Here is a 25422-nt window from a genome sequence, read left to right as displayed (position 1 = left end):
CTCTCACCCCAGCAGCTTCATGAAATTGCGCTTGCGCCCATGTCGCGCTTTGATGTCCGCAAGATAAGCGGCCTGCTCCGCCGCGTCGCGCAGGGGCCTCATCCGGGCGATCAGTGCGGCGGCGTCCTGATAAGCCGAATCGCCGCCGACTCCGACAAGTTCCTCGACGCGCTCGGCATAGACCGCCAGTGCCAGGTTCGGATGTGTCGCCTCGCTGGCCCTGGCGAGCGCCTCCTTCACCGTCTGCGAGACGCCGTGCGCGCGGACGCGGTCCCAGGCGGCATCGTGCTGCTTCGCCTCGATGAGAACGCGAACGAGCAGGTCGGCCGAATGATGCCATCTGGCTGGCGAAACTCCCTCGAGATCCCACTGCAGGCGGCCGATGGCGCGCTCGGCAGCGCCCTCGCCGCCGAGCGCATCCAGCCGGCCGTAGAGGCTCAGGCTTGGCGCCTTCTCGAAGGCGCGCCACAGATGCGCTTCGGCCTGCGCCTTCTGGCCCGCTTTCAGCAGCAGGTCGACGACGAAGGAGACCAGTCGCTCATCCGGCCGCTCGTCTTCGAAAAGCCACAGCCCCTCCTGTGCATGGCGCAAGGCTTCCTCTTCCCGGCCGTGGTCGCAGCAGAATGCGGCGAGTTGCAGAACGGCCCAGGGCGACGACAGGTTCTTGGCGCGCAGCGCGATCCGCATCGCCAGGTCGCCGTCGCGCTCGGCAAAGAAATCCAGGATCGAGGCCAGCCTGTAACCGTCCGCTTGAAACCCGCTTTCGCGACGGCTGCGACCTATCTGAGCGGGCAGCTTGTCCCAGGCCGCCTGCGCAAGCCGGCGATATTCGGCGAGGCCCTCCTTGCCCAGCACCTCCGCATAATGCGCTGCCGCAGCATGGAAGGTGTCGTATTCTCCCTCCGTCTCGCGCAAGAAGAGCTCGCGGGCGAGCGCAACCGAATCCGGCCTGGCCTCTCGGCAGGCTTCGAGGTGGATGCCTTGGGCCTTCGCCAGCAGGGCGCTGCAATGGCCATCAGCGTCGTCGATCTTCTCGATGGCGGCCTCGATCCGCGAGATCGCGAAGCCGGCAAGCTCGACCGCCCGCGCGGCATGCCGACCGGATGCCGTTGCCGCCAGCATGTCGAGAGCCGCATCGACGCCGGCGGCCCAGCGCGGCGCATCCTCGTAGTCGACAAAGCCGCGCGTGCGCGTCGCGTCGCGGATTGCCGTCCGCAATCGCGTTTCGAGCGCCGCGGCGTCGGGACCCGCCGCCGCAGCAGCGACCTCGAGCTTGCGGAGCAACGCCGAGTCACGCTCGGCCATGTCCATGATGATCGCGATCAGCGTGCCGGCATCCCTGCTCTCCAGATGCGTGCGGACCCGCTGCAGCACGCCGCCGCCATCAGCAGCACCGGACAACGCCGCGGCATTTGCAGCCAGCGCCGCCGCCACCACGTGCTTGCAGACCCCTTCGCGGGCGAAGGCCGGACAGGAGCATTCGCCGGCGACCGCCGTCCCTTGCCCGGAGACCACGGTGCGGTAGTCGTCCTCGCCGGCGACCCGGGCCAGCACCCGGTCCGGCCCGCTGCCGAGGATGTCGACCTTGCCCTCCCGGGCATAAGCTTCGCCGCGCGCGAAAACCTTGTCGCCGGCGAGGTCCTTCAGCGTGCGCGGATCGAATCGGGGGCGGTTTTTCGATGTCATGTCCCTTCCTGCGTCGGCTCGGGGCGAGCCCGCAGGCCTATCGCGAGCGCTTTGCCGGATAGCGTCGGTCAACCTTCTACAGCACCAGTTCCATCAACCTTTCGCCATTGGCGCGAATCTCACCCGTATCCTGGAACCCTTGCGCCAGATAAAAGCCATGCGGCCCGCCGGCACCGGCGACGTAGCTTGTCCGCGCAAGTTTGTACCCTTGCGGCGGAAGGCTCTTCAGCCAGAGCGTGATCGCCGCGCGCCCATAGCCTTTGCCCTGGTGATCCTTGTCGATCATGAAGCGCCAGAGGAAGCAGCTCGCACCGTCGCCGTCTGGCCGCCACATGATGAAGCCGACCGGCTCTTCGTCGGCATAAACAGCCCGAAAAACCGCAACCGGATTGAAATGGGCCTGCGCGATCGAGACCGCATTCGGCGCGACGAAACCGCTTTGCGCGTCATGCGGTTCGAGCTCGCAGATCGTGCGCACGGTCTCGGCCGTGATTTCCCGGAGCGTGACGACAGGCGCGCTCACGCGATCAGCCTCATTTCTCCAGGAAAGCCTTCACCGCCCCTTCGGCCTGCTTCATCGAGATCACGCCGTCGAGATGGCCGCGCGTGCCCTGGATGGTCACGTGGGTCACGTCGCGCCCGGCCTTCTTCGCCTCGGCGACAGTGCGCTGGATCATCTCGTCCGGGAAAACCAGATCCTTTGGCTGATTGACGATCAGCAGCGGCGCCTTGATCCGGCTCATCGCGTCGGCGAGCGACTTGCCGCCGGCGGCGTAGAGCTGATTGGCCTTGACCAGATAAAGGAAATGGTTGGCGTCCGAGACCTTGGCCCGCGCTTCGCCGGCATTGTCGAGGATGCTCTGGACCTGGAACTTGTTGCCGAGCGCCTTGGCGGGATCCTCGCCCTCCTTGGCCGGGCGGCGGCCGAAGGTGCCGTTGGTCCAGTCGCCATGATTGGCCTGCAGCGTCACCACGGTCAGCGCCTTGGCGAGGCCGGCATTGGGCGGCGTCTTGCCGTAGTAATCGCCCTTGTTCCAGTTCGGATCGAGCAGGATCGGCGCCGCCCAGACGTCAAGCCAGGCGATGAGCTGGGCATCGGCTTCGGCCGCGCCGATCACCGCCATCGCCTTGCCGACCATATCGGGATGGCTCGCAGCCCATTCATAGGTCTGCAGCGCGCCCATCGACGGGCCGGCGACCATGACGAGCTTCCTGATTCCAAGGCTCTCGACCAAGGCCTTCTGGACATTGACGAAATCGCCGACTGTCACGACCGGGAAATCGAGCGCGTAGGGCTTTCCGCTGTCTGGGTCGATCGAGGCCGGGCCGGTGGTCGTGGTCTTCGGGTCGCCGACGTTGAGGTTCACCAGCGTGTCGGAGGACAGGACGAAATATTTGTTGGTGTCGATCGCCTTGCCAGGGCCGATGATCGCGTCCCAATAGCCGGGCGCGGCATCCGCAGCCGCGTATTTGCCGGCGGCGTGCGAGTTGGCCGAGAAGAAATGGCAGATCAGGATCGCGTTCGATTTGTCGGCATTGAGCGTGCCGTAGCTCTCCCAGCCGACCTTGACGTTCTTCAGCGTGCGCCCACCCTGCGTGGTGTAGCTCGGCAGCTCGAAGACCTTCTTCTCGACGATCAGATCCTGCGCCTGCGCCATTCCCGTCACCATCACGCCAACGACACCGACAACTCCCGCGATCCAAGCCTTCATGCCGCACTCCTCCCGCTCCGGCCGTCGCACGGCCTTGAGGGAGATCAGAGCGGATTTATCCGGCTAACGGAAGGGGTATTCCCTTCTCCCCTTGCGGGAGAAGGTGGCGGCGCGAAGCGCTGACGGATGAGGGGTCGCGCGACCTGTCCGTGAACCAACGCCAGCACCAGTCGATACAGTGGCAATCGTTGCGAGACCCCTCATCCGCCCCTTCGGGGCACCTTCTCCCGCATGGGGAGAAGGAAGTCTCACAGCGTCTCCAGCAGCCCCTTGATCAGCGCTCGGCGCGGCGCGATCGAGGAGATCAGCGCATATTCCTGCAAGGTGTGGGCGCCGTCGCCATCGATGCCGAGCCCGTCCAGCGTCGGAATGCCGAGCGCCGCAGTGAAGTTGCCGTCCGAGCCGCCGCCGGTCATCGGGCAATCCTGCAGGTCGAAGCCGAGCCCGGCCGCTACCGCCCGCGCCTGCTCGTAGAGCGCCGCGACCTCCGGCGATTTCTCGTAAGGCGGCCGGTTCATCCCGCCGGTGATGCTGAGCTTCACGTCCGGATCATGGGGCTTCAGGCCGAGGATGCGCTCTTCCATGACCTTGCCGTCGGCCACCGTGGTGACGCGGCAATCGACGCTGAACCAGGCATGCTGCGGGATGACGTTCGCCGCTGTGCCGCCCCCGACCAGCGCGACCGTGGTGGTGATGCCGCGCGAATAGTCGGTCATGCCCTCGATGGCGAGGATCTGGTGCGCCGCCTCGCGGATGGCATTGCGGCCGTCGGCATGGCGCGAGCCGGAATGGGCCGGACGGCCCTCGAACTTGACCTCGAAACGGCCGACCCCCTTGCGCGCGGTGACGATCTTGCCGCCCTCGCGCGCCGGCTCGGTCACCAGCACCGCCATCGCCTCGCGGCCGATATCCTCGATCAAGGCGCGCGAGGTCGGCGAGCCGATCTCCTCATCCGGTGTGAACAGGAAGACCAGCGGCCGTTGCACCGTGCCGGACCTGGCAGCGTCTTTGAACGCCTGCAGCGCCAGCCAGGCGCCGCCCTTCATGTCGTAGACGCCGGGGCCGTAGAGCCGGTCGCCCTCGACCCGCACCGGCAGGTCCTTGGCGCTGGTGCCGACCGGATGGACCGTGTCGAGATGCGACATCAGCGCCACGGCCCTTTCGCCGTTACGGACGCCGGCGCGCAGGATCAGGTTGTCGCCGAGCCCATCGCGGCCGGGGATGCGCTCGACCGCGATCGGCAGGCCTTCGACCTCCCTGGCGACGAGGTCCATCATGCCGTTGACGCCGGGCACATGATGGGTGGGGCTCTCCAGCGCAACCCAGACGGTAAGCGCGGGGACGGCGGGATCGTGAATGGTCATGATCGGGAAGTTTTCGCAGGAAAGCGTGGCGATAGCAGGACATTGGCAAATTTGCCGGCTTTGTCCATGTCGAAACCCGCCTAGCTGACCTGCGGACCCGGCGCCTCAAAAAAGTTTCACCCACCTGTCGGCAGCGCCGATCCCCATCCGTCCTCGAAGCAGACCCGCCGAGGACCAGACGATGCGCCCGCCCGCCGCCTCCGCCATTGCCATAGTGCCGGCCCTGTATTGGCTGCGCGGCCTCGTGGCGGCGCTCGCCGGCTTCATTGCGGTCCTCACGCTCGCGCTTCTCGCCGACCAGCTCCTGCGTTCGCTCGGTCTGCCGCCGCCGGCGGCCCAGCCGATGCCGGAACTTGGCCGCCAGGCGCTGGCCGCCTGGCTGCGGGCGGGCTGCCTGCTGCTCGGCGGACTCCTCGCGAGGGCCGCCATTGCTAGAGCCCGCTAGACGCGCTTGACGTTCCAGAAGGTCGGGAAGCTCGGCAGCACGCCTTCGAGCTTGCGGCTGAAGGCCGTCGGCTGGAAATACTGGCCAAGTGGTGCGTAAGGCACGTCCTCGAAGGCCTGCTTCTGCAGCTCGGCCGCGATCTTCTGCTTCGTCGCCAGGTCGGTGGCCTCCATCCAGGCCTCGCGCAGCGCCTCGATCTTCGGCGCCACCGGCCAGCCCGGCCAGGCCGCAGCGCCATTGCCGCGCAGCGAGATGTGGCCGACCGGATCGAGGATGTCGATGCCGTTCCAGCCGGTGAAGAAGCAGTTCCAGCCGCCATTGCCGGGCGGCTCCTTGTTGGCCCGGCGCGTCACCACCGCACCCCAGTCCATCACCTGGTAGTCGACGTTCATGCCGATACGCTTCAGCATCTCAGCGCCGACCTCGCATTCGGCCTTGAGATTGGCGAGATCGGTGACGCCAAGCAGGACGACCTTCTCGCCCTTGTAGCCGGCCGCTGCCAGCGCCTGCTTGACCTTGGCGATGTCGCGTGGGCCGTTCAGCACTTCCATGCCGGCATCGTTCGCCATCGGCGTGCCGGGTGGGAACAGACCGACGCCGGTTCGCCACAGCTCCTTGTCGGGGCCGCCGACCGCCTCCATGAACTCGGCCTGGTCGATCGCCATCAGCACGGCGCGGCGGATCGCCGGATTGTCAAAGGGCGGATGCAGATGGTTCATCCGCATGATCGCGATCGAACCGGTCGTCTCCTTGATCGCGACCTCGAGCCTGGGATCCTTCGCCAGCAGCGGCAGGATATCAGGCAAGGGCTGCTCGACCCAGTCGATCTCGCCGCTCTGCAGCGCCGCCGCCGCGGTCGCGGGGTCCGGCAAGGTATGCCATTCGATCCGCTCGACATGGACGATCTTCGGTCCGGCCGTGCGGCCGGGTCTGCCGTCGCCGCGCGGGACATAGCCCGCGAACTTCTCGTAGACCGCCCGGCTGCCCGACTGGCGCTCGCTCGCGATGAAGCGGAACGGCCCGCTGCCGATCACCTCGGTGACCTGCGTCGTCGCCTCGGTCCTGGCCAGGCGCTCCGGCATGATCACCGGCACCGAGGCTGTCATCTTGGCAAGCGCGTCCGGCAGCAACGGGAACGGCTTCTTCAACCGGAAACGCAGGGTCTTGTCGTCGACCGCGGCGAGTTCGTCGGTCTGCGCCATCAGCGTCTGGCCGAAGGAATCGCGCTTGCCCCAGCGGCTCAGGCTGGCGACGCAGTCCTTCGCCAGCACCGGCGTGCCGTCATGGAATGTCAGACCCTCGCGCAGCTTGATCGTCCACGTCTTGCCGTCGGCCTCGGCAAGCGCACCCTCGGCCATTTGCGGCTGAGCCCTGTAGCTCTCGTCCTGGCCGAACAGTGTGTCATAGGCGAGGAAGGCATGGTTGCGGGTGACGGTCGCCGTCGTCCAGATCGGATCGACCACGGCAAGATCGCCCTGCGGCACGAACTTGATCACGTTCTTGTCGGCGCCACGGCCGATATTGGGTTTGCTGACCGCAAAGGCGGCAGCCGTGCCTGCGATGAAAGCGCGACGTGTCGGCATTTCAGGCTCCCTGGAGCCCGTTCCGATCAGCTTGCACCGCAAGCCGATCGGCAAAACGGTCTCCAAACCAAAAGGAAGAGACGGATTCACCGATCAGGTTGGAACAACCTGATCGGATCCGGCTCTGGCAACAGGGCGTCGATCCGGGATGGTAAGCCCTCGCGATACGGCAGCGCTCAGGCAATCAGCATGCCAGCGGCCGGTCAAGCCGGTTGGCGACGACCAGGCAGCTGGTTCAGGCCGCGTCGCGCAGGTCGTCGAGCTCGAGCTCGACCAGAAAGTCCGGATCGGCCTCGATCAGCAGCGCCAGCGCCGCGTCGTCGGCGAGCGAATCGGCCAGCAGCCGTGCCTCGTCACGCGCAGCCTCCGCATCGAGCCGGCGCAGCAGCGCCATCAGCGCATTGGCCTGCGGGCCTTCCAGGCCTTCGCAGGCGATCAGGACGTGCGCCAGCAAATCGCGGTCGATGCCGCCCGCGCCCCGTTGGCCGAGGCCTGCATGCTTGAGCGCCGTTACAGCCGCGGCAAAGGCCGGCAGCAAGGCCTCCGGCATCGCCGCCTTGCGATAGAGTGCCTTGAGGCCGGCGCCACGCCGGTCCCAGAGCAGCGCGCGGACGCGGTTGAGCGGCAGATCGGAAAGCGCCGCGAAGGCAGCTTCGGCCAGAGCCGGCTCGCCGCTGAGCAGCGAGCGCAGGATCACACCGGGCGTCAGACGACCGTTCTCGCGAAGGCAATCGACGATTGCAGGGGCATCGCTCGCCTCGCCACCGGCGGCGAGTGCGACGGCAACCCGCTCGGTCGATTCGCGGGCGAGCCGGGCGCTGCGCTCCTCGGTGAGCCAACCGCAGCCGGAGACGAAGGCGGCAAGCGCATCGGAGACCTTGGCCGCGATCGCCTGGCGCAGGCCTGCCGGTAGGTCGTCGCGCGCCAGCATGGCCTCGCGCACCGCCCCAACCTCGCCTGCGCGCTCGAAGATGCGCTCCAGCGAGAAATCCGGAATCTCGGCCGTCGGATTGGCGAGCAGCGCGACCAGCGCCTCCTCGACTGCGACCTCAGCGAGCGCCGCGCAGATGCCGGCCGACAACCAGGGCCGCTGTGCGATCGCGCGCTGGGCGAGCCCGTCGCCGATCGCGGCGGCATCGACGAGATCGGCCTCGGTCAGCACCGGCGACTGCGCCAGCAGTAGCGCGGCGATGTCGCTCTGCTCGGCGATCAGGCCGAGCACCACATTGCGGGGCGCCTGCGGCGCGGCCGCGAGTTCCTCGGCGAGGGCACGTCGCACCAATGGCGAGGGATCGTCGACCAGCGAAATCAGCGCCGTCTCGGCTTCGCGCCGGTCCTCGGGCGACATTGCCGAGCGCAGATAGGCGCCAGCCAGCGCTGCAGCCCCCTTCGCCCGCGCCTCGGCGGGAGCGGTGCGGGCCCAGAGCAGGAAACGGCGGACGATCATCCGCGCCTCCCATGGAGCATGAACTGGCTGAGATCGAGCGGCCCGCGACGCGGCTTGCGGGGCATGGCAGCTTCGCTGGAAGCGGTCTGTGTGTCCGCCACGGCGAGGTCACGCGGCCGCGACGGCGGCAACGGAGCCATGGCGCTGACCGGAGCAGTCGAACTGACCGCGCTTTCCGTCTTGGTGACCTTGCCCACGGGCGAGGCATCGCCGCCGTTCGCCGCCGAGCTCACGCGCGGGAAATAGCGGGTCGCCGGATCGTCATCGGTCGTGCGGGACGTGTTGCTGGTACGCGGCGTGGTCCAGAGATTGGCGACCGCCTTCGAGACGGGGGTACGCGGTCCTTCAGTCGAGAACAGGCCGATCAGCCCCTTTGCCCGGTCAGGCGCCAGCGCGGCGGCGATCGGCACGACCGGTGTATCGGCAGCATAAGCTGTGGCGGTCGTAGCCGCGCCCGTCGGCCGGGCTTGCGCCAGCATGGCGCCGGTCGTCGCCGCGACCTGGGTGTTGGCATGGCTCGCGGCAAGCAGGCCGTAGACCTCCTGGGCACTGCGGGCCCTGCCGCCCTTGTCATAGAAGATCGAGCGATTCGCGGCCGCAGCGTCCGGAAAGTCGCGTGCCGCGGCACGCGCCGGATCGGCTCCGACCGTGCGGATCAGGTCAGCAGCGCCGCGCGCGCCCAGCACATGGGCCATATAGAGCTCGCCGGCCTGCGGCTGGCGCCCGAGCGCCTGGCCGAGCTGCTCGGCGTTCTTCTGCGTCAGTGCGCCGGCCATCACGGTCGCGACACGCGGATCGGTGCGCAGCTGCAGTATCTTCTCGCGCAGCGCCGGGTCGGCCACGGTCAGCCGGCCGCTGCCATCCTCGCTGATCGCGCCGGCATAGTTGGCCATCCCCTGCTTCGGCCCTTCCTGGCGCATCATCGACAACCAGGTCTGCTCGATGAACTGGAACAGTCCGGTCGCGCTCGAGGTGCGCGCTTTGGCATCCGGTGCGAGCGCCGATTCCCGCTGCGCCGTCTTCAGGAGATAGTCGAAGCCGACACCGGTCTTGTCCGCCCCTTCCTTGATCGCGTTGACGACCGGGTTGGCAGGCGTTGTCTCGCGGGTACTCGGCGTGCTGAAAAGGAACATGAGGTCACTCGGGCCGCTGCCGTTCCAGGCGGACCGGAGCACCCGAAGAGACTGGACCGGTTATGGTAAGCGAACCGTTAAAACGGGCGTTCGCCAGGGCCGGCTCCAGGCGGAAAAAGTGCCATAGGAGCAAGACGATGGCGGAAGCGACGCGGCATAAACGGGGCGGGCTCTATTTCGAGGATTTCGAGCTCGGCGCCTCGATCGAGCACCGGCTGACCCGCACGGTCACGCAGATGGACAACATGCTGTTCTCCAACATGACGCTGAATCCGCAGCCGCTGCACATCGACGCGCATTTCTGCGCGACCGAGACCGAGTGGGGCAAGCCGCTGATGAACTCGCTGTTCACACTCGGCCTGATGATCGGCATCTCGGTCAACGACACCACCGTCGGCACCACCATCGGCAATCTCGGCATGACCGACGTCACCTTCCCCGCCCCGCTCTTCGAGGGCGACACGGTGAACTGCATCACTGAGATCGTCGCCAAGCGCGAATCGAAGTCGCGGCCGGATGCCGGCATCGTCGACTTCCATCACCGCGCCTATAAGCAGGACGGCACGCTGGTGGCCCAGTGCCGCCGCCAGGCCTTCATGAAGAAGCGCCCGACCGGAGGACAGGCCTGATGCGCTCGCTCCTCTTCATTCCTGCCGACAACCAGAAGAAGCTGCAAAAGGGTCTCGAAAGCGGCGCCGACGCGCTGATCCTCGATATCGAGGATTCCGTCGCGCTCGACGCCAAGCCGGCAGCGCGCGGGCTCGCCCGCGATTTCCTCAAGGAGATCAATGCCCGGGCGAAGCGCCCCCGCCTGATCGTCCGCGTCAACGCACTGATCACCGGCATGACCGAGGCCGATCTCGACGTCGTCATGCAAAGCGGGCCCGATGCGATCATGCTGCCCAAATCCGAGGGCGGCTCAGATCTCAGCCATCTCGCCGCCCATATCGCCGTGCGCGAGGCCGAATACGACCTGCCCGATGGCGCGACCAAGATCATCGCGATCGCGACCGAGACCGGGAAGGGCATCTTCGGCCTCGGCAGCTATGCCGGCGCCAGCCACCGGCTCTCCGGCCTGACCTGGGGTGCGGAGGACCTATCGGCCGATCTCGGCGCCGAAACCAACCGGCTGGAGAACGGGACCTATACCGACCCTTACCGGATCGCCCGCTCGCTCCTGCTCTTCGCCGCCTCGGCCGCGCAGGTCGACGCGATCGACACCGTCTTCACCGCCTTCCGCGACGAAGCGGCCCTGCGCGCCGAATGCATCGCCGGACGGCGCGATGGCTTCACCGGCAAGATGGCGATCCACCCGGCGCAGGTGCCTGTCATCAACGAGGTCTTCTCGCCCGCGCCCGAAGCGCTGGCCCGGGCCGAGGCGATCATCAAGCTGTTCGACGCCAATCCCAATCTCGGCGTGATCGGACTCGACGGCGAAATGCTCGACCGGCCGCATCTGATGCGCGCCCGCCGGCTGAAAGCGCGGGCTGACAGATTGCGTCAATGACTGGGCGCAAGCGATTCTGGTGATTCGGCTTTCTCGGCCAGACCGTCATTGCGAGCGAAGCGAAGCAATCCAGGGGAACATAGAGCTCTGCCATCCCTGGATTGCTTCGTCGCTTACGCTCCTCGCAATGACGAAGAGTCCGTGTTCTACGGCACCCCGATCTGCCGGCACTGATGGCGCGCCGCGGTCGCCAGGCACTCCTGCGCCCGCTTCGCCTCATTGAGTTCGCGCAGCAGCCAGAACCCCACGCCGATCATCACCAGCACTGCGATGATCGCGAGCAGGTTCACGGTCATCCGCCAATGCTCGTCCGGCTCCTCGTCCTGGCGCCGGACCATGGCGGTCAGCCGCCCGCAGGCCGGGTGATCGAGAACAATTCGCTGACCTCGGCATAGTCGCTGTAGCCGCAGCGGGCGATCGGGTTGGCGCCAGCCGTATCGAAGCGCCCATCGCGGACGAAGGCCTCGTCGATATAGGTCGCGACGACCTGGCCGAGCACCATCCAGCGTGGCACGTCGTTGCCGTCGACATCCCTGAGCTGCTGGATCGACAAAAGCTTGCATTCGAGCGCAGCGGGGCTGGCCGCAACCCGCGGCGGCTTCACTACGCGCGACGGCGCCATCTCGAGCCCGGCATGGCCATACTCGCTCTCCCCGCGCGGCAGCGGCGCCGAGGTCAGGTTCATCTGCTGGTCGAGCGCTTTGGTGACGAGGCTGCAGGTGAACTCGCCGGTCTCCTCGATGAAGGCGACCGCGTCCTTCTTGCTCTCGGAGGAGAACATCACGATGTTCGGCCGCGACGAGATCGCGTTGAAGAAGCTGTAGGGCGAGAGGTTGACCTCGCCCTTGGCGTTCACAGCACTGATCCAGCCGATGGGGCGCGGTGCCACGATCGCCTTGAACGGGTCATGCTTGAACTCGAGGTCGCGGCCTTCGTCGCTGTAGTACATCGTGCTCATGCTCCGAACCGGCTGACGATCGCGGCAAGATCGGGCCGCTCGCGGTCGGCGGGACGCCCATCGGCCCTGCCGAGATGGACGAAGCCGGCGATGCGCTCATCCGGTTCGAGTCCAAAGGCATCCAGCACCTTGCGGTCGAAGGCGAACCAGTTGGTCAGCCAGGAACCGTTGAAGCCGAGCGCCTCGCCAGCAATCAGCATGTTCATGCAGACCGCACCGGCCGAGAGTTCCTGTTCCCATTCCGGGATCTTCTCATGCTTGCGGGCACGCGAGACGACGGCGATCACGACCGGGGCATGGAGCAGGCGCTTGCGCTCGAACGCCACTTTATCCTCATCGGCCTGAGGATTGCGCTCCTGGAAGACACTGGCGACGATCTCCGCCGCCTTCTCCTTGGCCGCGCCGGAGAAGACGATGAAGCGCCAGGGCGCGAGCTTGCCATGGTCCGGCACACGCGCCGCCACGGTCAGGATCTCGCGGAGCTGGCCCTCGTCCGGCCCGGGGCTGGTGAGAAATTGCGGTGGCACCGAGCGACGGAGCTTGAGCAGGGAGAGCGTGTCGGTCATGAACGATCCGGAAATGGCGCGGCTGGGATGATGGTCTCCCAGTTAAGGTTTCGCCATGATGAGGACAAGCGAACCTGTTCCTTCGCTGGCGCAGGGACGATGACGGCGCAGCGCATGTTTCAACGCGACAAGTTTCAGACTGGGATGCGGATCATGGCCAAGGTCGGCATCACGCTGCTGGCCGCCGGGCTCGCAGCATCGCCCAGCCTTGCCCAAACGCCCGACGCGGCACCCTCCTCCACCACGCCCGGTTCACCGCCCGCTGCAGCTCCAGCCGCCCGCCCCGGCCAGGCGACACTTGCGCTCGGCGCCCTGTTCTCCGGTAACCGCAAGCCGATCCGCTCCGGCCTGGTCTGGCGCGTCCTGACCGAGTCCTCCGACGGCTCCCCGCCCCGGATCGTCGCCCGCTCGAACGATGCCGAGCCCAGCTTCGCGCTCGACCCCGGCGTCTATCTGCTCCATGCCGCCTATGGTTTCGCCAGCGCCACAAAACGCGTCACGCTCGGCGCGCAGGGGCTGAGCGACAAGCTCACCGTCAGTGCCGGAGGGCTCTCGCTTGCCGGCTCGATCGGCGAGACACCAATCGCCCCTGCACAGCTCAACTTCTCGGTGTTCGTGCCGTTGCAGGGCAATTCCGAGGGCCGCCTCGTCGCCGCCAACGTCAAGTCCGGCGAGCTGATCCGCCTGCCGGAGGGCACCTACCACATCGTCTCGACCTATGGTGATTCGAACGCGATCCAGCGCTCCGATGTCCGGGTCGACTCCGGCCAGGTCACCCAGGCGACGCTGCACCATCGCGCCGCGCAGGTGACGCTCAAGCTCGTCGCCGGTCCCGGCGGCGAGGCTTTCGCCGGCACCGCCTTCAGCGTGCTCACGCCCGGCGGCGACGTCATCCGCGAGGCGATCGGCGCCTTCCCGCAGGTGATCCTGGCCGAGGGCGACTATGTCCTGATCGCCCGCCAGGAGGGCCAGGTCTTCTCGCGCGACTTCAAGGTCGAGGCTGGACGCGATCGCGATATCGAGGTGATCGCGCGGTGACCATTACCGTCATCGCGAGCGCAGCGAAGCGATCCAGAAGAGCTTGCTCTACGTCTCCTGGATTGCTTCGTCGGCTGACGCCTCCTCGCAATGACGGGAAAGCTCAATTGATCGGCTTACCGGGCTCGCGCCCGCCGATCAGCTCGCTGACGATGCCGTCGGCCAGGCGGATGCCAAAGCAGCGATAGCCGGCCTCGACCACCTGGAGCCCGTCCATGCCGACGATCTCCTCCTCACTGAACTGCTTCGAGCCCGACCAGCTCTTCATCATGGCGTAGCGCGGGAAAATCGGGACACCCATCTCACTTGCCGTCTTCGCCAGCACGGCCCGGTAGTCGTCGTATTTCGGGTAGCGGCCCTCGCGCTGCAGCCAAGGCATATCCATCAGCACGAGATCGATCCCGGCCTCCTGCAGCCTGTGGGCACCCTTGCGCAGGATCTTCGCCAGCTTCTCCTCGCCGATGTCGCGGATGGCGTCGTTCACCGCTGTCTGCCAGATCACCAGCGCCGGCTTCTCGGGGATGACCTCGCTTTCGATCCGCAGGTACATCTCATAGGCCGACTGGCCGCCGACGCCGAGGTTCACGACCTTGATCTCGCGTCCCGGCAGGCGGCGGCGCAGCTCGGCCTCCAGCACGGCGGGATAGCTGCGGTCGGCATCGCTCGCCCCTGTCCCGGCAGTGCTGGACGAGCCGAGCGCAACGATGGTGAGCTTATTGGTTTCGGTCAGGGCGCGCTTCGCTGCCACCAGCGAGGGCTTGAACGGGTGCTGGGCCGCGCCGGCCCGGCAGCGCCCGTCCATCATTTGAGCGAGCGGTTTTGGCCCGGCGAATGCCGGCAGGGCCGACGCCAGGATCAGAAGAAGGGCGCTCAGGCCGTAGCGGCCTGCTCGCGAGGGGCGCTGGCGGCGCGTGCCGTAAGCGACTTGTACCACGAGAGAAAGGTTCCTAGCCCGATCAGGATGGTAATCCCGGCGAGGTTCACGATCAATTGCATCAAAAGGGCGAAGGAGGTCTCCGCAAGGATGATCTGGCCGGTGATCGCCAGCACGATTCCGGCGCAGAAGACCTCGAGCGAATGCCGCCCGAGCGAAGCCAGCCCCCTGCCGACCACACCCTTCAGCAGGTTCGCACCGGGCTTGAGGAAGCGCAGCACGAGCCAGACCAACGCGACCAGGTGAACCACGCGCAGCCAGGCGAGGTTGGTCTTGTCGATGCCGATCTGCAGGCTCTCGATCCAGTCGTTCAGGATCGCGATGCCGAACGGGTTGCCGGAGGACAGCTTCACCACCACCGCGAACAGGATGATGGCCGCAGCCGCAAGATCTGCGATGACCAGCTTCGGCAGGGCGGCGCCGACGATGCCGAGGCGACCGATCACCACGCCGAGCGTGAACACCATCTGCCAGGCGAACGGGTTGAAGAACCAGCCGCCCTCGCCCGGATGGTTCGGCAGGTTGAGCCCGACATGGGTGGCGCCCTGCCAGATTGCGAAGGAGACGAGCAGCGTCGCGAGCGGGCTGGTCCGGGCCGCGACATAGATCAGCGGGAACAGCGCCAGCAGCACGATGTAGAGCGGCAGGATGTCGAGATAATAGGGCTGGTAGACCAGACCGAGCGCGTTGACGATCGCAGCCTGCGTGTCGCTGAAGAAGGGCTGGATGTTGATCGCCTCGACATAGAGCGCGTTCTGGGTGCGCACCACCGCCGTCGCGACGATGCCGCAGACCAGCACGAACAGCGCCAGATGCGCGATGTAGAGCGTCCAGATCCGCGCGCCGACCTTGAGCGAGCCGACAAGCAGCCCACGCTGGTCGATCAGCCGGCCATAGGCGAAGGCGGCCGAGACGCCGGCGAGCAGCACGAAGACATCGGCCGCGTCGGAGAAGCCGTAATTATGCGGCATCGCCGACGAGACGATGTTGCCCGGCATGTGGTTGATGAAGATGACGAGCAGGACGAGGCCGCGGATCACGTCGATGCGCAGGTCGCGGCCGGGAGAGGCCGCATCGCGGGGCCCTTTTCCGAACAGCATCAGGCGCCAGAATCCGCTCACTTCGAACCGCTCCTCATGCGCAGCCCGGAAGAGGTAGCTGCGCATTTGTTCATCTGCGGTTCATCTTAACATTGTGTTGCAGGCGAGACTGCGGCGGGCCGATCACAACCCTGTGCGCGGAGCCGTATTGTGATCCCCGTCATTCCGGCCGCGGCGAAACGGAGCGCCGGAATCCATCGTAGAACGCTAAGCCCTACAATGGATTCCGGAGCTGCGCCGCTGACGCGGCTTGTCCGGAATGACGGTCGAAATTTCGTTCGGCAGAGCGCGGAACTCACTCGTCCTCGGCAGGCTTCTCCGCCGCGCGCTTCTTCTCGACCCGGCGCACCGAAAACACCGAGAGCTCGTAGAGCAGCAGCATCGGGATCGCGAGCATCAGCTGCGAGATCACGTCGGGCGGGGTCAGCACCGCGGCGATGACGAAGACGAAGACGATGGCGTAGCGGCGCTTGTCCTTCAGGAACTGCGCGTCGATGATTCCCGCCTGGCCGAGCAGGGTCAGGATCACCGGCAGCTGGAACGAGATGCCGAAGGCGAAGATCAGCGTCATGATCAGCGAGAGGTACTCGCTGACCTTGGGCAGGAGCTGGATACCCGCCTGCCCCTCGGCCGCCGCCTGCTGCATGCCGATCGAGAACTTCATCAGCACCGGCATGGCGAAGAAATAGACCATCGCCGCGCCGGCGACGAAGAACACCGGCGTTGCCGCCAGATAGGGTGCGAAAGCCTGGCGTTCGTTCTTGTAGAGGCCGGGCGCGACGAACTTGTAGATCTGCGTCGCGATCACCGGGAAGGCGAAGAAGCCGGCGCCGAAGGCCGCGATCTTGATCTGGGTGAAGAGATATTCGAGCGGCGCGGTGTAGATCAGCTGCACGTTCGCGCCCGGCCCCGCCGCCCAGATATAGGGCTGGACCAGCAGGTTGTAGATCTGCGTCGCGAAGGCGAAGCAGATGAAGAACATGATCAGGAAGGCGATCAGCGACTTGATCAGCCGCGAGCGCAACTCGATGAGATGATCGATCAGCGGCGCGCGCGACGCTTCGATCTCGTCCTCGCCCGCGCGCTTCGGCTCGGTGCTGGCCTCGACGACGCTCATGCCGTCTCTCCGCCCTCGGCCGAAGCGGCCTTGGCCTTGCGCTTCCGCACCGGCTTGGCCGGCGTCTCCTCAGCCACAGTCGCCTCGACCGGCAATGCCGGCTCTTCGGTCGCGACGGTCTTGCGGCGACGCTTCGGCTTGTCCTCGGATTCGGGCGTGGTCACGGGAGCAGAATCGATGCTGACGGGAGCCGGCAACTCCGGCGCCGGCAGCTTTGCCAGCGTCGCCTCGGCGTCCTTCATGGCCTGACCGTCGGCAGCCGGCTTCGAGGCGTCGGCGGCGCCGAAATCCTTCATCGGCTCGATCGGGTCGAAATTGGTCGAGGCCTGCACCGAATTGCCGATGTCCTCGACCTGCTTCTTCAGATCGGTGAGCTCGGCCTCACGCATCGCATCGTTGAACTGGCCTTGGAACTCGGAGGCCATGCGTCGAATCTTCCCGATCGCCTGCCCAGCGGTGCGGAGCGCCCCAGGCAAGTCCTTGGGGCCGATCACGACGAGCGCGACGCCCCCGATCAGCAGCATTTCGCTCCAGGCGATGTCGAACATCGACGGCCGGTCCTTCAGGAAACCTCATGCGCCGCCGGAGCGGCGCGGGCTCAGGCCTTGGTCTCGGCCTTGGCCGGCTGCGGATTGGTGGTCTGGGCCGTCTGGTCGATCACCTTGGGATCGGCCGGCTGCTGCGCGGCCGCCGGCGTCTCGTCCTCGGCCATGCCCTTCTTGAACGACTTGATGCCCTTGGCAACGTCGCCCATCAGTTCGGACACCTTGCCGCGGCCGAACAGCAGCATGACGATGACGCCGACGACGATCCAGTGCCAGATGCTGACGCCACCCATGGCGGTACTCCTCCGAAATTGAACGCGCGGCCCGACTTGTTTCGACGGGCCAGATGCTTGTGCCGGAAACTAGGTGTCCCCTACAGGGAACACAAGGACTTCGTCCATCGTAATATCGATACCGATGTCCTCGCCCTCGACGACCGCGCCGCGCAACGCCAGCCGCGCCATCAGGGGCTTGTCGAGGCCTTCGACCGCGAGCTCGACATGGTCGACCTCGCCGAGGAAGCGCCGCGTCACCACGCGCGCCGGCAGACAGAATCCTTTCGGCACCAGCCTGACCGCTTGCGGTCGGATCGCGAGCACCGCGGCTGCTCCATCAGCGAGCCCTGGTGCCGGAAAGCGCCCGAGTAGCGTATCGACCTCGCCATTGCGGACGATCGCCTCGACCTCGGTAAGATCGCAGAAAAATCGGGCGGCAAAGAGGCTGGCCGGCCTGCGGTAGAGCTCCTCGCCCGTGCCGCTCTGGACGATACGCCCCTGTCGCATCAGCACGATCCGGTCTGCGACGCGCATCGCATCCTCTGGATCGTGGGTGACGATGATCGAGGTCGCGCCAATCTCCTGCAGCAAGGCCATAGTCTCGTCGCGCACCACGTCGCGCAGGCGCCGGTCGAGATTGGAGAACGGCTCGTCCATCAGCAGCACGCCGGGACGAGGCGCCACCGCCCTTGCCAGGGCGACGCGCTGCTGCTCGCCGCCGGAGAGCATGTGCGGATAGGCCTCGGCGAGGTCGGCGAGGCCGACCCGGGCAATGGCGCGCAGCGCCGTCGCATCGGCCTCGGCATCGCCATAGCCGCGCAACCCGAACCGGACATTCTCGCGCACGCTGAGATGAGGGAACAGCGCATAATCCTGGAAGACCAGGCCGACCCCCCTCACCTCCGGCTCGACGAAATGGCCGGGTGAGGAAACGTCGCGGCCTTCGAGCAGGATACGGCCGGCGCTCGGCTGCTCGACCCCGGCAGCGAGCCGCAGCAGCGTCGTCTTGCCGCAGCCGGAATGGCCGAGCAACGCGACGATTTCGCCCGGCGCGACGCTGAGCGAGACCCGGTCCAGCGCCGTCACCTTGCCGAATCGCTGCGTGACGCCGTCGAATCCAAGCGCCATCGGAATGGCGGCGCCCGCCGTCCCCCGGCGGCCCCAGCCGAGCCAACGCGACATGCCTTCGCTGCGAGCCAACTCGTTCTCCTGCCGGCCCATCGGGCTCAATCTCCGCGCTGTGCTAGCTGGCGTCGCCGTCGTCAAGCGGCGTGAACAGGTCGCCGAGCGGATCCTCGTCATCGTGCAGGCGCGGATCATCGTCCGGCACCGGTACGGTGAGGTCCTTGGCGAGGCGCCCCTCGATGAAGCCGGCGCCCTTCAGCTCCTCCAGCCCCGGCAGGTCGTCGATCCGGTCGAGCCCGAAATGGTCGAGGAAAGCTGGGGTCGTGCCGAAGGTCACCGGACGCCCCGGCGAGCGCCTGCGGCCGCGCAAGCGCACCCAGCCGGCTTCGAGCAGGATGTCGAGCGTGCCCTTGGCGGTGGCGACGCCGCGGATCTCCTCGATCTCGGCCCGCGTCACCGGCTGGTGGTAGGCGATGATGGCGAGCGTCTCCAGCGCGGCGCGCGAGAGCTTGCGCGGCGGCTCGGCTTCCGGAGCCAACAGGTAGGCGAGATCGGGCGCGGTGCGGAAGGCATAACCGCCGGCGACGCGATGCAGCGTGACACCGCGCATGGCGTAGCTCTGCTCCAGCTCGGCGATCACCCGCTCGATCGGCACGTTCGCCGGCACCGATTTCGCCAGTTCCTCGGCCGAGAGCGGCTGCACCGAGGCGAACAGCAATGCCTCGACGATGCGGCAGGCGCGCGCCAATGCCTCGTCGGCATCCCACCCGTCCTCATCCTCGCGCTCGACTTCGGCCACGGCCATCAGCGCCTCACAGGCCGAGTGTCGGCGGCCGCGCCGAGCGGCGACGGACATAGAGCGGCGCGAAGGCACCATCCTGGCGCAGGTCGAGCACGCCCTCGCGCACCATTTCCAGCATGGCCGAGAGCGAGGAGGCTCTGACCGTCGCCGCCATCGTCTCTGCCGGCAGGCCGTGGCTGATCATGTAGCGGGTGAGATAGCCATCGATCGCGGTCCATTCGCCGGCCTCGCCGACCAGCCGCGCCAGCGCCTCGCGTGCCTCGGCCAGCGAGAGAACCTGGCGCTGGCCGACGCTCATCGGCTGGCGGATGCGCTTCTGGCGCTGCTGCGCATAGGCCGCCAGCAGGTCGTAGAGTTCCGCCTCCCATATCGGCCGCCCCTCTGAAGCGATCACTTCGGGCGCACCGCGGGCGAAGACGTCGCGGCCAAGCCGCTCGCGGGTGGCGAGCCGCTGCGCCGCTGCCCGGATTGTCTCCAGCCGCTTCAGGCGCAGCGCCAGCGCGGTGGCAAGATCGGCTGCGCTCGGCTCCTCGCCCTTGGGCGGCTCCGGCAGCAGCAGGCGCGATTTCAGGTAGGCGAGCCAGGCCGCCATGACGAGATAGTCGGCAGCGAGCTCGAGCCGCAGCTCCCGCGCCTTTTCGACGAAGACGAGGTACTGCTCCGCCAGCGCCAGGATCGAGATGCGGGCGAGATCGACCTTCTGGCGGCGGGCGAGATCGAGCAGCAGGTCGAGCGGCCCTTCATAGCCGTCGACATCGATCACGAACGCCGGCTCGCCGCTCGCGCGTTCCGACGTGCCGTCCTCCTGGAATGGCAGCTCAGCGGCCATTTATGGCCTCATCCCCATGTCCTGCCCCGCCGACCCGGCGGGGCCGCAACCCCGGGAATAGAATCAGCTTATCTGCCGCCCATGGCAAGGGCACTTGCGAGTTGTGCCCGCGTTGCCTCGATGTCGAGCGGTTCGGGCTCATGCCGGATGCGGGCGAGCGCCATCGCCGCCCGGCGGGCACGGTGGCCGCTCATCGCCGGGACGGCGCCGGCGACGGCGATCATCTCCTCCATGATGCCGTGGCAGTGCAGCACCACGTCGACGCCGGCCCGGATCGCCGCCTGCGCCTTCTCTGCGAACGTGCCGGAGAGCGCCTTCATCGAGATGTCGTCGGTCATGATCAACCCGTCATAGCCGAGCTCGCCACGCATGATCTCGCGCACGATCTTCCGGGAGACCGTCGCTGGCCGGCGCTTGTCGAGCGCGGTGAAGACGACATGCGCCGTCATCGCCAGCGGCATGTCGGCGAGATGGCGGAACGGCCGGAAATCATGGGCGCGCAACTCGTCGATACCAGCTTCGACCACCGGCAGGTCATGATGGCTGTCGGCCTTGGCCCGGCCATGGCCGGGCATGTGCTTGATCACCGGCAGCACGCCACCCGCCAGCAGCCCCTCGGCGGCCGCACGACCGAGCGTCGCCACCATTGCCGGATCGCGTGCATAGGCGCGGTTGCCGATCACGTCATGGCTGCCGGCGATCGGCACATCGAGCACCGGCAGGCAATCGACGTCGATGCCGACGCTTTTCAGGTCATGCGCCATCAATCGCGCCGAGAGCCGGACGATCTCGCGTTGCTGGATCGGATCGTTGATCGCGAGGAAGGCGAGCGCCGGCGGATAGGGCGGCCAATGCGGCGGCCCCATGCGCTGGACCCGGCCGCCCTCCTGGTCGATCAGGATCGGTGCCTGCCAGCCGACGCAGTCGCGCATCTGCGCCGTCAGCGCCGCGACCTGCGCCGGGTCCTGCGTATTGCGCTTGAACAGGATGAAGCCCCAGGGCCGAGCATCGCGGAAAAAAGCCCGCTCGTCGGCGGTAAGGCTCGTGCCGAGGCAGCCGGCGATGAAGGCGCGCGAGATCATCCGCCCGTTATCGCCGATTCGGGGGCGAGCCGCATTGCGTCATTGCGGGCTGCGCGGCTTCCCTTCTCCCCTTGCGGGAGAAGGTGGTGCGAAGCGCCGGATGAGGGGTCGCGCAGGTCTTTCAAGGTTTGGAGAATGTCTCGCGACGTTCACGACCAGCGTCGCGAGACCCCTCACCCCAACCCTCTCCCGCAGGGGGAGAGGGAGTAGGTCGCGCAAGACGGCTAAATCCTCACCGCAGCGACTGCGACGCCTGCGCGTTGAAGGCGTCGAAGGGCAGCTCCGCGACGCGGAACCAGAGCTGCTCCTTCTTCCAGTACGGCAGGAAGGAATCCCACAGTGTCTTGAAGTTCGGGTTCTTCGCCGCCTGGTCGGCGTAGAGGGCGAAAGCCTCCTTGAACGCGGCCTGCATCACGTCCTGCGGGAAGGCGCGCAGCTCGGCGCCGCCAGCGATCAGCCGCAGCAGCGCGTCCGGGTTGCCATGGTCGTATTTCGCCATGCACAGCGCATTCGCCTCGGCGCAGGCCGCTTCGACGATGGCGCGATAATGCGCCGGCAGCCCGGCCCACTTCTCGTTGTTGACGATGAAGCTGACATTGGCGCAGCCTTCCCAGAAGCCGGGATAGTAGTAATACTTCGCCACTTTCACGAAGCCGAGCTTTTCGTCGTCATACGGACCGGAGAACTCGGCCGCGTCGATCGTGCCGCGCTCCAGCGCCGGGTAGATGTCGCCGCCGCCCAATGTCTGCGGCACCACGCCGAGCTTGGCCATGATCTGGCCGCCGAGACCCGCAATACGGAACTTCAGGCCCTGGAGATCCGCGACGCTCTTGATCTCCTTGCGGAACCAGCCGCCCATCTGGGCACCGGTGTTGCCCGACGGAATCGTGTGCACGCCGAACTTCTTCATCAGCTCGCGGCAAAGCTCGAGCCCGCCGCCCTGATAGAGCCAGGCGTTCTGCTGGCGCGTGTTGAGGCCGAAGGGCAGCGAGGTCTCGAAGGCGAAGGCGGTGTCCTTGCCGATATAGAAACTCGCCAGCGTGTGGCTGCACTCGACCGTGCCGTTCTGCACCGCATCGAGCGCCTGCAGCGCCGGCACGATCTCGCCAGCGGCGAAGGTCTGGATCTGGAACTGGCCGTCGGTCGCCTCGGCCACGCGCTTGGCGACCTGGGTCGAGATGCCGAACAGGGTATCCAGGCTCTTGGGATAGCTCGAGGTCAGGCGCCAGCTGATCTTCGGATTAGTCTGCGCGATCGCCGGCGCGGCGATGGTCGCGGCGGCGGCCCCGGCGGCAGAGGTCTTGAGAAGCTTGCGGCGGTCCATGGTGTTTCCTCTCGCTTGCGAGCCGTCGACGCCTTGCGGGCGGACGCGGGTCGTCAGAATGGCGCGACGCTACCCTTACCGCCGCGGCGGCAAAACGGCGCGGCTGGAGGAGCGGCATGCGCGGAGGGCAGAGCGATTGTTCGAAACGCCCTGCGACGGCCCGTTCTCAGACTGCGACACTGCCGGCGAGCAGACCTGCCCCGAGCGTGGCCAACCGGCAGACCGTGCGCGCGCCGAGGCCGCCGATGTCCTCTTCGGGTACGAACTCGACGATGTTGAAGCCGATGATCGGCGCGCGGGCCGCGACGCCGTTCAGGAGGTCGACCACATCGCCATAGCCGAGGCCACCCGGCGCCCGGCCGAGCACGCCCGGCACCACCGACGGATCGAGGCCGTCGACATCCAGGCAGACCACCACCGGCCGGCCCGCCGGGACGCATTGAACCGCGTGGCCGATCCCCTTATCCCTGAGCGTGCGCATATCGATGAGTTGCGCACCGGCAGCGCGCGCCTCGCGGACATCGGTTTCGCGGGCGCTGCCGATGCCGCGGGCACCGACCTGCACGACCGCCTTGACGCCGGCGAACTCCGAAGCGCGCCGCATCGTGCTGGACAGCCCGAAGCGCTCGCCCTCGACCTCCTCGCGCCAGTCGATATGCGCATCGATCTGCAGGATCGTGATCTCGCTGTGCGCGGCGAAGGCTTTCAGGGCCGGAATCTGGACGCTGTCATCGCCGCCGAGCAGCAGAGGTGCGGCGCCACGTGCCAGCAACGCCGCATAGACAGCTTCGATCCGCGCCCGGTTCCCGGCGAGGTCGCCCGGATCGAAAGTGATGTCGCCGCAATCCACCAGGTTCTGGTCCGACCAGGCCGACGCCCGGCCGAGATCGAAATCATAGTGCCCGCGCCGCGCCGCCTGCCGCGCGCTCGCAGCGCGGATCGCCGCCGGTGCGGACGCGCTGTGCAGGCTGCCAGACAGATAGGGCGTCGCGCCGGGAATGCCGATCACTGCGACCGCGCCATCAGGCACCGCGTCGAAGCCGACGGCTTTAGAGCCAAGAAAGGTTTCGCTGGGGCGGGACATCGGGTCGAGAGGCATGGCGAGCGAACCGGGCAACGGAGGATGTCAGCTTCCCTACCACCGAGCGCTCCGGCAAGCAGCCGCATCACCGTGGGGCAATCGCTCAGGCGCCACATGAAAACACCGGCCGCGAAGATCGCGGCCGGTGTGTCAGGGTCTCAAAAAAAGTCGGGCGTACGTCAGTTCTTGGCGATGAAGCACTGGCCGCCAGCGGCCTGCAGCGCCGAGCACATCGAGCTCGCATCCTCGCGGGCATATGGGCCGACGCGCAGGCGGTAGACCGTCTTGCCGCCGGCGAGCTCGGTCTTGCGGATGATCGGGCTCTGGCCGGAAAGCTGGTCGGGGTATTTGCGCTGCAGGGCGGCGAAGGTGGCGCGTGCCTCGGCCTCGCTACCCGGGGCGCCGAGCTGCACGGCAAAGCCGCCCGTCGGATCGGCGCGCGGCGCGGTCGCTGCGGGTGCAGCAGGCTGGACCGGCTGCGGTGCGAGCGCCGCGGTGCGGGTCGTGTTGGCCGGCGGGGTCTGCGAGACCGGCGGGGTCGCCGGGGCAGCCGCACGTTCCTGCGATTTCGGCGCTTGCGCAGCCGGGGTGGGCGTCGCGGCCGGGCGGCTCGACGGCGCCGAGCCGGTCACGATGCCCTGCCCCGCCCCGTTCGTGGCGGTTGCGTTGCTGGTCGCCGGCGTTCCGTCCGGCCGGATCGCGACGGTGCGCACCTTGCGCGGCTCACCAAGGCCGGGAACGGCCGGGATCGGGATGAGACCGGGCTCGGTCGGAGCCAGAGCGGCGGCGGCCGTGTCGGTCGGCGTGATGCTGCCATTCGACGGTTGCGTCGGGCGCTGCGCCGCCATCGAGCGCGCCGCCTGCTGAACGTCGACCGGCTGCTCCTCGCGGCTGACGACCTTGGTCTTGTCGGTCGAAGCGTCGCCGCTGCGCTCGTAGATCTGCTTGTTCTGGTTCGGGATCTCGGCGCCGCCGGGATTGACCGGCGCGACCTTGGACGGGCCGGTATCGGCCGCGATCACCGGCGGCTGGCCGTTGACGCCCGCCGGGCGCGTGTCGCGGAAGACCATGGCGGCACCGACACCGCCGATCGCGACGACGGCGAGCGCTGCGGCCGTCAGCAGACCCTTGCGCGAGCGCGGCCGCTGGAAGTCGCGAGACTCGTCCTCGGCGATCTGCGACTGCGCGTCGTAGTTGGGAGCGGCATGATAGTCGTGATCGTAAGCTTGGGCTTGGGCTTGGGCGTGCGGCTGGCCAGCGGTCTCGTCGAGGTCGCGCGGCAGCTCGGGGACATAGGCGCGCGGCCCCTCATGCTGAACTGCGTAGGGCTGCGCGTGCGACTGCGCCGGAAGCGGCTCCGGCTGATCGTAGCCGTATGCCGGCGCCACCGGCGCCTTCGCGACCGGCTGAGCCGGTGTAGTCCGCACGGGCTCGGTGCGGCGCAGCAGCGCCTCGAATTCGTCGAGCGTGCCACGCACATCCGCCGGCGGCGGGGTCGCCGGAGCCTGCGGCGGCGTGACCAGCGTCGGCTGGAAACTCGGCTCGGTCCGGGCCCAGGAGGCGGGCTGCGGCGCAGCCGGGCGCACCGGCTCGGACCGGCCGGCAAAGAGTTCCTTCAACGGATCGTCCTGGCCGACGAGGCGCGTCAGCTCCATCAGCGGGTCGCTCGCCGCGCCCGGCTTCTGGGGCTGGGCCGCTCCACGCAGCTGGCGCTCGAGATCGTCGAGATCGAGGGCGAAACGGTTTCTAGCTGGCTCGCTCATGACTTG

26 protein-coding genes are annotated in these 25422 nt (G+C 67.4%); 4 read left to right on the top strand and 22 right to left on the bottom strand.

Annotation, left to right across the window (positions count from 1 at the left end):
• Positions 1 to 3: 3 nt before the first annotated feature.
• The 4 genes from ACSQ24_RS10505 to ACSQ24_RS10490 all read right to left on the bottom strand — a co-directional run bounded on the left by ACSQ24_RS10505 (position 4) and on the right by ACSQ24_RS10490 (position 4762).
• The gene (locus ACSQ24_RS10505) at positions 4 to 1686 is read right to left on the bottom strand and encodes an SWIM zinc finger family protein (RefSeq protein ID WP_436094613.1); all 1683 of its coding nucleotides are present in this window, start codon (positions 1684 to 1686) and stop codon (positions 4 to 6) included.
• Between the two features lie 76 nt (positions 1687 to 1762).
• Positions 1763 to 2209 carry a GNAT family N-acetyltransferase gene (locus ACSQ24_RS10500; RefSeq protein WP_436094612.1) on the bottom strand — a complete coding sequence of 149 codons (447 nt, stop codon included), beginning with the start codon at positions 2207 to 2209 and terminating at the stop codon, positions 1763 to 1765.
• A gap of 10 nt (positions 2210 to 2219) precedes the next feature.
• Positions 2220 to 3398 (bottom strand): E22 family MetX-like putative esterase, encoded by a 1179-nt coding sequence (locus ACSQ24_RS10495; protein WP_436094611.1) that lies wholly within the window; start codon positions 3396 to 3398, stop codon positions 2220 to 2222.
• A 248-nt stretch (positions 3399 to 3646) separates the two neighbouring features.
• On the bottom strand, positions 3647 to 4762 hold the full coding sequence (locus ACSQ24_RS10490) for a M20 family metallopeptidase (RefSeq protein WP_436094610.1): 1116 nt from the start codon (positions 4760 to 4762) through the stop codon (positions 3647 to 3649).
• A gap of 181 nt (positions 4763 to 4943) precedes the next feature.
• Here ACSQ24_RS10490 and ACSQ24_RS10485 point away from each other — a divergent pair, with 181 nt between their 5' ends.
• Positions 4944 to 5207: a hypothetical protein gene (locus tag ACSQ24_RS10485; protein ID WP_436094609.1), complete on the top strand. Its 264-nt coding sequence runs from the start codon at positions 4944 to 4946 to the stop codon at positions 5205 to 5207.
• On the opposite strand, the gene ACSQ24_RS10480 is transcribed toward ACSQ24_RS10485, so the two are convergent.
• The 3 genes from ACSQ24_RS10480 to ACSQ24_RS10470 form a co-directional block, all read right to left on the bottom strand.
• Positions 5204 to 6790 (bottom strand): ABC transporter substrate-binding protein, encoded by a 1587-nt coding sequence (locus ACSQ24_RS10480; protein ID WP_436094608.1) that lies wholly within the window; start codon positions 6788 to 6790, stop codon positions 5204 to 5206. The two genes, ACSQ24_RS10485 and ACSQ24_RS10480, sit on opposite strands and share 4 nt — an antisense overlap.
• A 235-nt stretch (positions 6791 to 7025) precedes the next feature.
• The gene (locus ACSQ24_RS10475) at positions 7026 to 8237 is read right to left on the bottom strand and encodes a DUF2336 domain-containing protein (RefSeq protein ID WP_436094607.1); all 1212 of its coding nucleotides are present in this window, start codon (positions 8235 to 8237) and stop codon (positions 7026 to 7028) included.
• Entirely contained in the window at positions 8234 to 9370 is a 1137-nt protein-coding gene (locus ACSQ24_RS10470; RefSeq protein WP_436094606.1) for a lytic transglycosylase domain-containing protein, read from the bottom strand. Before ACSQ24_RS10470 ends, ACSQ24_RS10475 begins: the two co-directional genes overlap by 4 nt.
• Positions 9371 to 9507: 137 nt before the next feature.
• Here ACSQ24_RS10470 and ACSQ24_RS10465 point away from each other — a divergent pair, with 137 nt between their 5' ends.
• Complete coding sequence (locus ACSQ24_RS10465) at positions 9508 to 9999, top strand: MaoC family dehydratase (protein ID WP_436094605.1); 492 nt, start codon at positions 9508 to 9510, stop codon at positions 9997 to 9999.
• Positions 9999 to 10877, top strand: coding sequence for an HpcH/HpaI aldolase/citrate lyase family protein (locus ACSQ24_RS10460; RefSeq protein ID WP_436094604.1), 879 nt, complete (start codon positions 9999 to 10001; stop codon positions 10875 to 10877). The genes ACSQ24_RS10465 and ACSQ24_RS10460 overlap by 1 nt, the downstream gene beginning before the upstream one ends.
• Positions 10878 to 11023: 146 nt before the next feature.
• Here the strand turns inward: ACSQ24_RS10460 and ACSQ24_RS10455 are convergent, their stop codons facing one another.
• The 3 genes from ACSQ24_RS10455 to ACSQ24_RS10445 are packed head-to-tail and all read right to left on the bottom strand — an operon-like array spanning position 11024 to position 12401.
• Positions 11024 to 11215 (bottom strand): hypothetical protein, encoded by a 192-nt coding sequence (locus tag ACSQ24_RS10455; protein WP_436094603.1) that lies wholly within the window; start codon positions 11213 to 11215, stop codon positions 11024 to 11026.
• 5 nt (positions 11216 to 11220) lie between these two features.
• On the bottom strand, positions 11221 to 11826 hold the full coding sequence (locus tag ACSQ24_RS10450) for a flavin reductase family protein (protein WP_436097868.1): 606 nt from the start codon (positions 11824 to 11826) through the stop codon (positions 11221 to 11223).
• A gap of 5 nt (positions 11827 to 11831) precedes the next feature.
• Positions 11832 to 12401: a nitroreductase family protein gene (locus ACSQ24_RS10445; RefSeq protein ID WP_436094602.1), complete on the bottom strand. Its 570-nt coding sequence runs from the start codon at positions 12399 to 12401 to the stop codon at positions 11832 to 11834.
• A 144-nt stretch (positions 12402 to 12545) separates the two neighbouring features.
• Between ACSQ24_RS10445 and ACSQ24_RS10440 the strand changes: the two genes are divergently transcribed.
• Positions 12546 to 13439 carry a hypothetical protein gene (locus ACSQ24_RS10440; protein WP_436097867.1) on the top strand — a complete coding sequence of 298 codons (894 nt, stop codon included), beginning with the start codon at positions 12546 to 12548 and terminating at the stop codon, positions 13437 to 13439.
• Between the two features lie 103 nt (positions 13440 to 13542).
• Here ACSQ24_RS10440 and ACSQ24_RS10435 read toward each other — a convergent pair whose 3' ends face one another.
• The 12 genes from ACSQ24_RS10435 to ACSQ24_RS10380 all read right to left on the bottom strand — a co-directional run bounded on the left by ACSQ24_RS10435 (position 13543) and on the right by ACSQ24_RS10380 (position 25416).
• The gene (locus tag ACSQ24_RS10435; protein ID WP_436094601.1) at positions 13543 to 14373 is read right to left on the bottom strand and encodes an SGNH/GDSL hydrolase family protein; all 831 of its coding nucleotides are present in this window, start codon (positions 14371 to 14373) and stop codon (positions 13543 to 13545) included.
• A complete protein-coding gene (locus ACSQ24_RS10430; protein ID WP_436094600.1) occupies positions 14310 to 15494 on the bottom strand; it encodes an OpgC family protein in 1185 nt (394 codons plus the stop codon). The genes ACSQ24_RS10435 and ACSQ24_RS10430 overlap by 64 nt, the downstream gene beginning before the upstream one ends.
• Before the next feature lie 274 nt (positions 15495 to 15768).
• Positions 15769 to 16590 (bottom strand): twin-arginine translocase subunit TatC, encoded by an 822-nt coding sequence (tatC, locus tag ACSQ24_RS10425; protein ID WP_436094599.1) that lies wholly within the window; start codon positions 16588 to 16590, stop codon positions 15769 to 15771.
• The gene (gene tatB / locus ACSQ24_RS10420; protein WP_436094598.1) at positions 16587 to 17138 is read right to left on the bottom strand and encodes a Sec-independent protein translocase protein TatB; all 552 of its coding nucleotides are present in this window, start codon (positions 17136 to 17138) and stop codon (positions 16587 to 16589) included. The genes tatC and tatB overlap by 4 nt, the downstream gene beginning before the upstream one ends.
• 50 nt (positions 17139 to 17188) lie before the next feature.
• Complete coding sequence (locus ACSQ24_RS10415; protein WP_436094597.1) at positions 17189 to 17428, bottom strand: twin-arginine translocase TatA/TatE family subunit; 240 nt, start codon at positions 17426 to 17428, stop codon at positions 17189 to 17191.
• A gap of 69 nt (positions 17429 to 17497) precedes the next feature.
• Positions 17498 to 18592 carry an ABC transporter ATP-binding protein gene (locus ACSQ24_RS10410; RefSeq protein ID WP_436097866.1) on the bottom strand — a complete coding sequence of 365 codons (1095 nt, stop codon included), beginning with the start codon at positions 18590 to 18592 and terminating at the stop codon, positions 17498 to 17500.
• Positions 18593 to 18653: 61 nt separating this feature from the next.
• Complete coding sequence (gene scpB / locus ACSQ24_RS10405; protein ID WP_436094596.1) at positions 18654 to 19340, bottom strand: SMC-Scp complex subunit ScpB; 687 nt, start codon at positions 19338 to 19340, stop codon at positions 18654 to 18656.
• 7 nt (positions 19341 to 19347) lie between these two features.
• Positions 19348 to 20166, bottom strand: a complete 819-nt coding sequence (locus ACSQ24_RS10400; RefSeq protein WP_436094595.1) for a segregation and condensation protein A — start codon at positions 20164 to 20166, stop codon at positions 19348 to 19350.
• Between the two features lie 68 nt (positions 20167 to 20234).
• Positions 20235 to 21248, bottom strand: coding sequence for a beta-N-acetylhexosaminidase (gene nagZ, locus ACSQ24_RS10395; RefSeq protein WP_436094594.1), 1014 nt, complete (start codon positions 21246 to 21248; stop codon positions 20235 to 20237).
• 232 nt (positions 21249 to 21480) lie between these two features.
• The gene (locus ACSQ24_RS10390; protein WP_436094593.1) at positions 21481 to 22572 is read right to left on the bottom strand and encodes a TRAP transporter substrate-binding protein; all 1092 of its coding nucleotides are present in this window, start codon (positions 22570 to 22572) and stop codon (positions 21481 to 21483) included.
• A gap of 166 nt (positions 22573 to 22738) precedes the next feature.
• Entirely contained in the window at positions 22739 to 23671 is a 933-nt protein-coding gene (locus ACSQ24_RS10385) for an arginase family protein (protein WP_436094592.1), read from the bottom strand.
• Between the two features lie 161 nt (positions 23672 to 23832).
• A complete protein-coding gene (locus ACSQ24_RS10380) occupies positions 23833 to 25416 on the bottom strand; it encodes an SPOR domain-containing protein (RefSeq protein WP_436094591.1) in 1584 nt (527 codons plus the stop codon).
• Positions 25417 to 25422: the final 6 nt, after the last annotated feature.

Origin of the sequence: Allobosea sp. LjRoot237, from assembly GCF_964253285.1 — a bacterium.
In the GTDB taxonomy this organism is placed as follows: Bacteria; Pseudomonadota; Alphaproteobacteria; order Rhizobiales; family Beijerinckiaceae; genus Allobosea.
This window is presented reverse-complemented; position numbering and strand designations above follow the sequence as displayed.